The sequence below is a fragment of the Deinococcus marmoris DSM 12784 genome (genome assembly GCF_000701405.1).
GTDB classification, from domain to species: domain Bacteria; phylum Deinococcota; class Deinococci; order Deinococcales; family Deinococcaceae; genus Deinococcus; species Deinococcus marmoris.
The window spans coordinates 1-9,961 of the sequence record NZ_JNIV01000134.1 but is presented as its reverse complement, the minus strand read 5'-3'; the positions used below and the strand labels follow the sequence as shown (position 1 = coordinate 9,961).

The 9,961-nt window shown below is 62.8% G+C and carries 15 protein-coding genes; 3 read left to right on the top strand and 12 right to left on the bottom strand.

The genetic code is table 11. The features are described from left to right. From Q319_RS27525 to Q319_RS0120940, 3 genes are all read right to left on the bottom strand, one after another. On the bottom strand, positions 1 to 266 hold a 266-nt coding region (locus tag Q319_RS27525; protein WP_156039511.1), incomplete at its 3' end, for a transposase. 144 nt (positions 267 to 410) lie between these two features. Then, on the bottom strand, positions 411 to 1,202 hold the full coding sequence (locus Q319_RS0120945) for a nucleotidyl transferase AbiEii/AbiGii toxin family protein (RefSeq protein ID WP_051655632.1): 792 nt from the start codon (positions 1,200 to 1,202) through the stop codon (positions 411 to 413). Continuing rightward, positions 1,186 to 1,824: a type IV toxin-antitoxin system AbiEi family antitoxin domain-containing protein gene (locus tag Q319_RS0120940; protein ID WP_051655631.1), complete on the bottom strand. Its 639-nt coding sequence runs from the start codon at positions 1,822 to 1,824 to the stop codon at positions 1,186 to 1,188. The genes Q319_RS0120945 and Q319_RS0120940 overlap by 17 nt, the downstream gene beginning before the upstream one ends. Before the next feature lie 121 nt (positions 1,825 to 1,945). On the opposite strand from Q319_RS0120940, the gene Q319_RS0120935 reads away from it, so the two are divergent. Further along, positions 1,946 to 2,887, top strand: coding sequence for a tyrosine-type recombinase/integrase (locus Q319_RS0120935; RefSeq protein WP_051655630.1), 942 nt, complete (start codon positions 1,946 to 1,948; stop codon positions 2,885 to 2,887). Between the two features lie 89 nt (positions 2,888 to 2,976). Next, positions 2,977 to 3,147 carry an Abi family protein gene (locus tag Q319_RS29200; protein ID WP_415813937.1) on the top strand — a complete coding sequence of 57 codons (171 nt, stop codon included), beginning with the start codon at positions 2,977 to 2,979 and terminating at the stop codon, positions 3,145 to 3,147. 419 nt (positions 3,148 to 3,566) lie between these two features. On the opposite strand, the gene Q319_RS0120920 is transcribed toward Q319_RS29200, so the two are convergent. The 8 genes from Q319_RS0120920 to Q319_RS28005 all read right to left on the bottom strand — a co-directional run bounded on the left by Q319_RS0120920 (position 3,567) and on the right by Q319_RS28005 (position 9,020). Beyond that, a complete protein-coding gene (locus Q319_RS0120920) occupies positions 3,567 to 3,995 on the bottom strand; it encodes an OsmC family protein (RefSeq protein WP_029484367.1) in 429 nt (142 codons plus the stop codon). Beyond that, on the bottom strand, positions 3,992 to 4,894 hold the full coding sequence (locus tag Q319_RS0120915; RefSeq protein WP_051655629.1) for an ABC transporter permease: 903 nt from the start codon (positions 4,892 to 4,894) through the stop codon (positions 3,992 to 3,994). The genes Q319_RS0120920 and Q319_RS0120915 overlap by 4 nt, the downstream gene beginning before the upstream one ends. Next, positions 4,887 to 5,810, bottom strand: a complete 924-nt coding sequence (locus tag Q319_RS0120910) for an ABC transporter permease (protein WP_029484365.1) — start codon at positions 5,808 to 5,810, stop codon at positions 4,887 to 4,889. Before Q319_RS0120910 ends, Q319_RS0120915 begins: the two co-directional genes overlap by 8 nt. Positions 5,811 to 5,965: 155 nt before the next feature. Next, complete coding sequence (locus tag Q319_RS0120905) at positions 5,966 to 7,468, bottom strand: ABC transporter substrate-binding protein (RefSeq protein WP_034416117.1); 1,503 nt, start codon at positions 7,466 to 7,468, stop codon at positions 5,966 to 5,968. 173 nt (positions 7,469 to 7,641) lie between these two features. Then, a complete protein-coding gene (locus Q319_RS0120900; protein WP_029484363.1) occupies positions 7,642 to 7,947 on the bottom strand; it encodes a hypothetical protein in 306 nt (101 codons plus the stop codon). 27 nt (positions 7,948 to 7,974) lie between these two features. Further along, a complete protein-coding gene (locus Q319_RS0120895; RefSeq protein ID WP_029484362.1) occupies positions 7,975 to 8,346 on the bottom strand; it encodes a hypothetical protein in 372 nt (123 codons plus the stop codon). Then, complete coding sequence (locus Q319_RS29195) at positions 8,313 to 8,762, bottom strand: RES family NAD+ phosphorylase (protein WP_415813932.1); 450 nt, start codon at positions 8,760 to 8,762, stop codon at positions 8,313 to 8,315. The genes Q319_RS0120895 and Q319_RS29195 overlap by 34 nt, the downstream gene beginning before the upstream one ends. An 84-nt stretch (positions 8,763 to 8,846) precedes the next feature. Next, positions 8,847 to 9,020 (bottom strand): hypothetical protein, encoded by a 174-nt coding sequence (locus tag Q319_RS28005; RefSeq protein ID WP_162178688.1) that lies wholly within the window; start codon positions 9,018 to 9,020, stop codon positions 8,847 to 8,849. Here Q319_RS28005 and Q319_RS0120880 point away from each other — a divergent pair. Continuing rightward, the gene (locus tag Q319_RS0120880) at positions 9,009 to 9,455 is read left to right on the top strand and encodes an MBL fold metallo-hydrolase (RefSeq protein WP_029484361.1); all 447 of its coding nucleotides are present in this window, start codon (positions 9,009 to 9,011) and stop codon (positions 9,453 to 9,455) included. The genes Q319_RS28005 and Q319_RS0120880 overlap by 12 nt on opposite strands. 296 nt (positions 9,456 to 9,751) lie before the next feature. On the opposite strand, the gene Q319_RS28410 is transcribed toward Q319_RS0120880, so the two are convergent. Next, a partial coding sequence (locus tag Q319_RS28410) for a hypothetical protein (RefSeq protein ID WP_034416115.1) occupies positions 9,752 to 9,961 on the bottom strand: 210 nt, incomplete at its 5' end.

Genomic DNA, 9,961 nt, shown 5'->3' with positions numbered 1-9,961 from the left:
TCCCGCACCAGGACGCGATTGATCGCCTCCCATGAACCGTCAGCTTCAAAACGGCGAAAGTACGAATACACCGTCTGCCACGCTGGAAAGTCATGCGGCAGGTTTCTCCAGGCAATGCCGCCCTGCAAGACGTACATGATCGCGCACAGCACCTCGTAGAGATCGACCGTGCGTGGCCGCCCTCCTGGCTTGGCAGAGGGGAGGAGTGGTTCGAGCCGCTTAAACTGGGCTTGGGTCAGGTCCGACGAGTAAGGCTTGCGTTTCACACCTCAAGCTTGCCACCGGGTCTGACCCTTTATAAACGCGCTCTCATTCCTAGAGTAAAAAAACGACATGTGTTGCTCAGCCATTCACCGTCGATACAAAATTTCATCGGTGCAAAATTACAAAACTTTATACTTTCATCTGCTTCAAACTTTCCACTGCTGATCGGTCAGGACCTGCTCAAAGAAAGAATTGAGTTGGTCCATCACAGCGTCGAACGGCAGTGCGGAGAAACGCGTGCGGTTCAGGTACTGCTGCCAGCGCCGCGTCAGGGTTTCAGACTGCGCGAATGGTTGCGCCAGGACCACCAGCGCCACCTCCTGCCGTGTCCCCCTGGCCTCGAAGCTCCGGCGGAGCGCCTGGATCACGGTAACTGCACTGAACGACTCCCTCGAGAGGATGACGTGCAGATCGTAGAGGTCTTTCATGCGCGTGGTGGCCTCGCCGATTTCCACGAGTGCCGCGAACTTCTCGGCCAGCACCGTCTCCAGCGGGTACAGCGGGTACAGCGGTACCGGCACGCCGTGGTCGAGCAGCAGGGGCGGAAAGGTCCAGACCACCGGCGCAGGCGTGATCGCGTTGCCGAACGAGACGTCGATCTGGAGATCGGCGCGCGACGATTCCAGCCGGGCCGTGAGCCGTGCGCTGACGCCGGGGCACTTGAGGGCCTCGTTGATAGGGGAGACCCGCACCGCCGCGTCGAAGAGCAGTCCATCACCATAAGGCAAGGCCGCGATCTCGCGCAGGACCGCCCCGATCCCGTCCGGCGTGTTGGGCAGTCCCCAGGCAGCCAGATCCAGGTCCTCAGTCGGGCACGCCGCCTGATCGTAGCGGGCGAACAGGCTCAGCGCTCCTTTGAGGACGAACTGCTCGCTGTAAGCACTGGCATCCAGCCGGGCCAGCACACGCATCTGCTCTAGGTCAGTGGTCCTGGTCATGGCCCAGCACCTCCAGATCGTGGCCGAGGGTTTTCCAGACCCCCTGGTCTTTGCCCGTCGCCACCAGAGCGTGGACCGAGGCCGCTGGCTGGCGGAGGTAGTTCTTCAACCCTTCGAGGTACAGCTCCCGGCCATACTTGGAGCTGTAGCGCAGCAGATCGGTCAGCGTCTTCTCTGCCGTGTAGGTGGTCAGTGCCCAGCCCCGCACATCCTGTACCTCAAGGCCACTGCCATAGAACCTAACCCCGAAGTAAAACACTTCCAGCCTTGGGTAGTCCAGCACCGGGCGGCGGTGGTTGGCCGGGACGGCGAACTGGAGGGCGGCAGGCCGGGTGGTGGTCAGGCCGTGCAGGTGCAGTGCGCTCACCAGACAGGGCCGGGCGTACGGGAAGCGGAGTTGGACCTCAAGGAGATCGTCGAGTTCTGCCGGCACGCTCTCCAGCCCGCCGGTGTCCGTCAGCCGGTAGACCCCCCGCTGGGGACGTTCGATCACGCCGGTCCGGAGAAGCCGGGTCAGGGTAATGCCGGGGATGCCGGCGCCGGCGGCGTCCTGGGCGGTCAGGTAACCCCCCCGGCGCGCGAAGAGGTCCAGCACCCGGTCAGTCATGGGGGCGTCGTTCATAACTGTAGGAAGCTTATCAGACTACTCCTACAGTTATGAACATCGACTGTTTGCACCTCCTAGAGCCTGGTTTTTAGGCAGGGATTCCGACCCCGTAGTTAATCAGTGTTATCTATGGGGTATGGGATTAGAGCTTGATCTGTATCGCGCAGAGGTTTTTGACCGGGCCAGAACCTGGGCAGACCTCAACCCTGAAGAGAGGAGACGGAGAGGTGTCGAGGCGTGTCGAGACCTGGACGCCGAAGCGCTGTGGAGTTTGACTGAGGCGTACCTCACCCTGCACGGGGCCAGCGGAACAGAGACCAGCCCACGAACTCTAAAAGCCTACAGATGGGCGGTGAATAGATTTCTGAAGTATGCGGGGCATCAAACCGTGAACCTCCTGCGCGCGACTTCAGGAGATGGGGTGCGTTTCGTGCGGTCCGTGGAAGCTGCGGGACTGAGTGCATCCAGCACACGGGTGCAGCTCGCTGGGGTACGGCTGCTGTATTCGGCACTGCGCTGGGCTGAGGTCACACAGGCCGCCCCTTTTGCAGACGTCAAACCGGTCCGAGATCCGACGGCAGCCTGGGACAAGCGCGTTCCTTACACCCATGAAGAGGTGCAGGTGCTCGTGCTCGCCGCCGACGCCCGGATGCGCGCGCAGTTGCTGCTCTGCGCCCATGGCGGTCTGCGGGTGAGCGAAGCCCTGGATCTGCGCTGGAACGACGTGGCGATCGAGATCAAGTCCTTGACTGTCCGGCATGGCAAGGGTGGGAAGCAGCGCCGGGTAGCGATGGGGGAGAGCCTGAAGACGGCGCTGGAGGCCCTCCCCGAAGGTGATCAGGTGATCGGTGGGAGCTACCCCGCTGCGGTCGAACGCCTGCAGCGGCTCTGTACCCGCGCCGGCGTAGCTTACCGGGGCCATCACGCGCTGCGACATTACGCAGGCACTCGGTTGACACGGGAGGGAGCGAGTTTAGATGACGTCGCCCGGCACCTGGGCCACGCGGCGCTGGAAACAGCGAGAATTTATGCCAAATGGAGCGATGAAGGGCTGCGCCGGCGGATGGCGGACTGGTGAACTTCTGAGAGGTAGAAAAGCGCCGTCTCTCCAAGGGTCCAACATGGGGAACCAGCGTTTGAGATGAAACGGTGATGGAATGACCGGAGCTGTTCACCCTACCCAGCGAATATTTCAACCACGGCGAATTCCTCGCCAAAGCCCTCAGCGATTTTCATGCCATGCCTGACCTGTTCGTGGGTCATTACCGGGAGCGGTATGACCAGAGCGAACTGCCGCCGATCTGGATGGTGGCCGAGACTATGACCCTGGGCAGTTGATCGAAGCTGTTCGAGGCTTTCGCCCAGCGTGAGGACCGGTGAAGCGGCTGCTTCATCAACAGTCGTTTGCTGAAGAGGATCAGGCGGCCCTCCGCCTGACCCCCCGGTTGTCCGCCCTTCATCGCCTGACTCAGGCTCTCGATCCAGGCCACCCCTGGACCGACGAGCTCAGGGTCCTGCTGTCCGGGTGCGCGCCTGCGGAACTGGACCGCATCGGGTTTCGCCCTGGGTGGAAGATCCAGGGCGAATGGGCGTAGCCTCCATGCCGACATCACCCGAGTTTCACTGCACTGTATTTACGGCTGGACGAGATCAGCCTGCAGGGAAACTTCTCCAGCCCACCTGCTGATCTGCAGTGAATTGAGAGAGCCGTTTGGAGACGTTCCCAGGGCAGGCCAACTCTGCTCTCCCGCTGAATCTCATCCCTCTTTCAGGACGACCTCAATGTCCACTTCAGCATTCAGACTGGCCCCCACGGTGCAGTATTTCTCGTGGCTCAGGTGGGCAGCCTTCTCCACATCTTCCCGGGTGATGCCCTCGCCGGAGACGACGTGCCGCATCAGGTAGCGGTAGTACCGGGGAGGCTGATGCTCGCCGTCGCGGAAACCCGTGAGTTCCACGCGGTATTTCTGCGCCGGCGTGCGGCGCTTACGCAAAATCTCCACCACATCGCTCATGCTGCAGGCGGCAAGAGCGGCGAACACGGCGTCCATCGGCCCGACACCCAGGGGGTGTTCGGGCGTCATGTCGATGACGATCTGCTGTCCAGCGGCGTTGTGGGCCGTGTAGCGTTGCTGTCCGGCGTGATGGATGGTCATGGTCTTCTGGGTAGGTTGTGTCGGGGTCATTTCTGTTTCGTTCTCCTCAGTCGGGCACGGGGGTCCAAAGCGTCCCGGAGACCGTCACCGATCAGGTTAAAGCTCAGCACGGTCAGGGCGATCATGATGCCGGGGAAGACGGTCAACCACCACGCTCCGGGCAAGTAGCGCCGGGCGCTGCTGAGCATCTCGCCCCAGTCGCTGGTCGGCGGCTGCACACCCAGACCCAGGAAGCTCAGCCCCGCCGTGCTCAGGATGGCGCTGCCGATGCTGATGGTGGACTGCACCACCAGCGGGCTGGTCATGCTGGGCAGCAGGTGACGGAAGATGATGCGGGCGTGACCAGCACCAAGTGCGCCTGCCGCTTCCACAAAATCATTGGTCTTGACATTCATCACCTCGGCCCGGCTCAGCCGCGCGAAGACCGGGATCATGCCGACGCCGATGGCGATCACGGCATTCTTGAAGCCGGGGCCGAGCGTCCCGATAATCGCCAGCGCCAGCAGCAGGCCCGGAAAAGCCAGCAGGACGTCCATCAGCCGCATGAACAGGCGGTCCGTGGTCTTACCGAAGTACCCGGCGAGAATGCCGATGGTGGTGCCGACAGTCAGACCCAGAGCCACGGGCAGAATGCCGGCCAGCAGCGATATTCGTGCGCCATACAGCACCCGGGTCAACACACTGCGCCCGAAGGCGTCGGTCCCGAAGGGGTGCTGCGCACTGGGCGGTTTCAGGCGGTCCAGCCAGTTCTGGGCGTTCGGCGCGTCCGGGGCGAGGACCGGGGCCAGCAGCGCGGCCAGGATCAGCAGTGTCAGGAGACCCAGGCCGAAGCGGGCTGCCGGGCGCGACAGCAGGCGCGGCCAGAAGCCCTGAGCGCCCGGCAGACGCGCCGAACGCCCAGATGAAGAGGAAGCCGTGACGTCAGCCATACTGCACCCTGGGATTCAGCAGACCGTACAGCAAATCGACGGCCAGGTTGACCAGTGTGAACACGACGGCGGCGAACACCACCACGCCCTGCACCAGCGGAATATCCCGGCTGATCACGGCGTCCAGCGTGAGACGTCCCAGACCCGGCCACGCGAAGATGGACTCGGTGATGGCCGCGCCGCCCAGCAAGCTACCGAATTCCAGACCGATCACGGTCACCACCGGAATCAGGGCGTTGCGCAGCGCGTGACGCAGCACTTTCCTGGGCGGAAGCCCCTTGGCGCGGGCGGTGCGGACGTAATCCTGCGGCAGGGTCTCGAGCAGGCTGGCCCGCATCATGCGGATCTGGATGGCGAGCGTGCCGAAGGCCAGTGTCAGGGCAGGCATGACCAGGTGGGCCAGTGTGCCGCTGCCACTGGGGGGGAGCCAGCGCAGTTGCAGCGCGAACAGCAGCATGATCATGATCGCGAACCAGAAACTGGGAATGGAAATCCCCAGCAGAGAAATCGTGGTGATGACGTTGTCCCACACCGTGTCGCGCCGGACCGCCGCGATGATACCCAGCGGGATCGCCACCAGCACGGACAGGCCCAGGGCGACGGATGTGAGCTGCAACGTGTACGGAAAGCGTTGCAGAATCTCAGTCAACACCGGCGTGTCCGTTCTGAGAGACAGCAGCTTTCCAGTCACGAATTCCTGCAGAAAGCGCCCGTACTGCACCACCCACGGATCGGTAAAGCCGTACGCCTCCCGCAGTTTGTCGAGTTGCGCGGCGGACATCCCCTGGGCCTCTTCGCCCAGCAACGCCACCACCGGATCGCCCGGCACGAATTTGAGGAGCAAGAACACCAGCACCGTGACCCCGAGCAACACGGGCAACGTGCCCAACAACCGCCCCAGCACGTACTGAATCATGTGATCCTCCCGGACGGTAAAGAAAGAAATACGTTCCGAGGCTCTGCCTCGGAACGTAGAACGTGGCCTATGGACACCGGGAGGGGAGAGCCGCTCCTACAGGGACGGGCACTGGTCCCACTGCGGTCATCTCTTCCCACCTCGTCACCAGGGCCCTATTTGACTGTGGCCTTGCTGAGGTCAAGGTTGATCCAGGAATAGCGCCAGTCCTCGCCCTGCAGCCGGTTTGTCTTGGCGTAGGCGGTCAGGGGGTAGTACAGCGTCAGCCAGGGCATATCCTTCTGGATCTGCTCCTGGGCGTCCTGGTACAGGGCCAGCCGCTTGGGCTGGTCGCTGCTGCGGCGGGCGTCGAGCAGCAGCTTGTCCACCTTGACGTTCTTGTAAAACGACCAGTTGTTGACGGGGATTTCCTTGCTGCTGAACAGGGCGTACAGCGCGTAGTCGGCGTCCAGGGTGACCGTCCCCCAGCCGCTGATGAACAGCTCGGCGTGGTTGGGTTTTTGCATGTTGGTGCTGTAGGTGCCGTAGTCGGTGATCTGTACGGCTGCATTGAACCCGAGCTGCTGGAGCGAGAACTGGATGGCCTCGGCCAGCTGGCGGTTCTCGGCGCTCTCGTAGGTCGCGAGGGTGATCTTCGTGCCGGGCTTCACGCCCGCCTGGGTCAGCAGGGCTTTGGCCGCGTTCAGGTTGTAGCTGGTCGCGGGCAAGTTCTTGCCGGCTCCATACACGGTGGGGGGGATGGGCGCACTGGCCTTCACGGCGAGACCCTGACGCAGCACGTTCACGATCATGTCGCGGTCGATGGCCTGGGAGATGGCCTGCCGGACACGGGCGTTCTTGGTGACGCCGCTCTGCGTGTTGAAGCCCAGATAAGTGGTGCCCCAGCCGAGCTTCTTAAACGCGCTGAGATTCTTATCCGCGTCCAGTTCCTTGTAGCTCTCGGGTGGAACGGTGGTGATCAAATCCACCCGGCCCGTTTTCAACTCGACGATCTGGGTGCTGACATCGGGAATGATGCGGAACACCAGTTTCTGAATAGCAACCTTACCGCCCCAGTACGTGGGGTTGGCGGCGAGTTCGATCTGGTTGCCGGTATTCCACTTGCTGAACTTGAACGGGCCGGTGCCGACGGGGTTGCGGGCGAAATCCTTACCGCTGGCCTTCACGGCAGTCGGAGAGACGATGGCCGTGACTGGGTGCGTCAGGTGGGCCAGCAGGGGGGCGAACGGATCGGCGGTCACGAACTCGATGGTGTCGTCGTCGATGACCTTGATGGTCTTGATCATGTTCAGGACGTACCCGCCGGGGGCCTTGCTGTCCGGCGCGATCAACCGCTCCACACTGAATTTCACGGCGGCGGCGTTAAACGGTGTGCCGTCCTGGAACTTCACGTTCTTACGCAGCTCGAAGCGCCAGGTGGTGGCGTTGATGCGTTTCCAGCTGGTGGCCAGGCGCGGTTTGATGGAGCCGTCGTCTTCACGGGCGAGCAGGCTGTCGTAGATGTGGTTGGTGATTCCGAACGCCAGACCGCTGAAGGTCAGGTTGGGATCCAGGGTGGGCGCGTCATTCGCCGTGGCGATCGTCACGGTGCCGGACTGCGCGGAAGCAAGTGAGGCGGGAAGTAAGAAGCAGGCCAGGGCCAGTGTCAGTCTTTTCATGAGAAGAACCTCCGTCAGTGGGACGCGTTTGTCGTCAGGAACGCTGGTTTGACCAAGTCGCATGACCGCCGGAACGACACGTCATCCATCCACGATATGGCATGCGTCGTGCTCACGGCCTGTTTAGAGCGGGTTCAACTAGACTGCCCTACGAAAAGTCGGCGGGCAAGTCGTCAAACCCCAGGCACGAGACGGACCGAATTTCCGCTCCAACTGCCGTAGGCCCCGACTTCCAGCAGCCGTGTACTGGCTGCGCCGTTGGTCGGCTTCACCACAACCCGGATGGCGCTGATCTCGGCGCCGCCGAGCGTGTGTGTGCGGCGGCGGCGGTTGTCTCTCACCTGTTCCACGAGCTTCCACCACTCCGGCAGACACATTTCCAGGCGGTAGTCCTGGACCAGTTCGGGGATGACCCGCCACGGTGAGCGGTGGTGATGCAGAGTGATGAGATCTTCTTTCACGTCGTCGAAGGTGAGCATGACTTCGCCTAGAGCCACCGGTTGATCTCAGCGCAACTCGATCCACGGTTCCGGATCGGAGTACAGGCGAGCGGAGACCCAGGTGTTCGGGCCGCCGTACGGCCTGGCCCTGGGGTTGACGACATTCCCTGGACCGTAGACGGCCGGGGCGTCCGCCAGCCTCACGCACGGCGGCGTGCGGTGCAGCGGTTTCTCCGACCACACCCGGAGGAGCTGGTCGCTGACGCCCTCGTTCGGATTGCCTGAACTGGCCGCGCTGGTCCGCTGGACCCCAAGAATCCCGGCCAGCGGTTCCGGAGACAGGTGAACGCCCACGCCCTGCGCCGCGCGCACGATCAGGAAGAGGTTGCGCCGTCCCAGCCCCTTCAGGCCGAACTCCGCGCGGATCCACCCCAGCAAACACTTCCCATTGCCGCAGTGACGGCGCACCTCGCGCCGGCCTCCCTGTGTCGGCTCAGTAGGAGGTCGGTGATGCGCTGGTCAAAGGCATACGGCCCGAGCCTGACGGACGTGAGCGTCAGGAATTCCGGGTGGCGCTGGTTGAGTAGCAGGTTCCAGGACTCGGGTCCGGTGGCGCTCGGGACGCGCAGGACCAGGCTGCGCCCACTCCGGACCCATGCGTCGCCGTACGGGCGAGTCTGACCGTGGTCGCGCACGTCCACTGCGGGATCAGCCGTTTGGATGGAGCGCCCGTCCACCTCCACCTTGATCAGTTCGTAGCCGTTCATCTGCCGGGAGATCCCAGCGTAGTTCAGCACCTCCAGGGCGGCCAGCGGCGGCGTGTTCGGCCGTGGAGGTGACGAACACGCCGCCACTGTTCCAGCGGGCCTCCCCGCTGGCGGTAGTCAGACCGTCAGGCCGCGCCAGGAGCGCGCTCTGGTGCGCGAGGCAGTACGCGATCAAAGGAAAGCGCCGTCAAGCATGTTCTGGGAGAAGGCCGTGAGCTTGCGCTCGCCGTAACGGGTGCGTTGCAGTTCCAGCGGACTCAGGCCGCCCAGGGCGGGATGGGGGGCGGTGAACCGGTCGACGGTCTGCTCGCTAAACACCCGCCTACCGCGATAGTGCTGACGCACGCGCACCTGGACCACGTCGGCGCGCTGCCGGTGGTCATCCGGCGCTTCCCGAAGCTGGCCATTTACTGCACCGAGGCCACCGCCCGCATCGCCACCCTGGTCCTGGGCGACACCCTCAAGGTCACCACCATGCAAGGTCAGCTGCTGTTCTCAGCCGACGAGATGAAGAGCACCCTCGAACGGTTGCGCCCGGTGCCGTACTTCACGTGGGTCAGCGATCACGGCTTTGCCTTCACGCTGTTTCCCAGCGGCCACCTGCTCGGGGCCGCCAGCGTGCTGATCGAGAGCGGAAGCCGGGCCGTGTTCCACACCGGGGACGTGAGCAACTCGGTATGGGCGGGTTCATCGCGCAGGGTCAGCCCGCCACTGGGCGTCAGGTGGCCGCTGTACGGCACGCAAACCTCCACTGGGCCGTCGTTGTCGGCGTTGACCTAACCGTGATAAACGACGAAGGGAATGCCCGCAACGGCTGCGCCCGCCTCAGTCACCTGTCTGGGGAGAACTTTAAGCTGTTGCTCTATCAAACTGGGCAGTTCGTCCACCTGCGGGCCTGAAGCTCGAGAGAAGACGCCTGGCATATCTAAACCGGAGATCAAGAACTTCAGTACCGGACAACTTGGATTTAAGCTTCACTGGCACGCGAAAAAGCCTTTGCTCGTCGCTTGGATGACGTTTGAGAGAACGTTGTATCCATCGTGCCGCCTCCTGACAGAGCCGACAAGCGCTTGAGATCAGAAGCTGTTCTCAGCGCATTTCTTGTCCCAGACGGGATCGTTGCTCATATCAAGCTTTCTGCCGATCTGGACGACGAAAAAGTGAAGTTGTCCAGTACTGAAATCAAGAACAGATGTGCTGTTTCGGCTTAGGGTGTCATGCGAGGTGACGCTATGGAATATCGTCGATTGGGCCAATCTGGTTTGCAGGTCAGTGCGCTTTCCTTT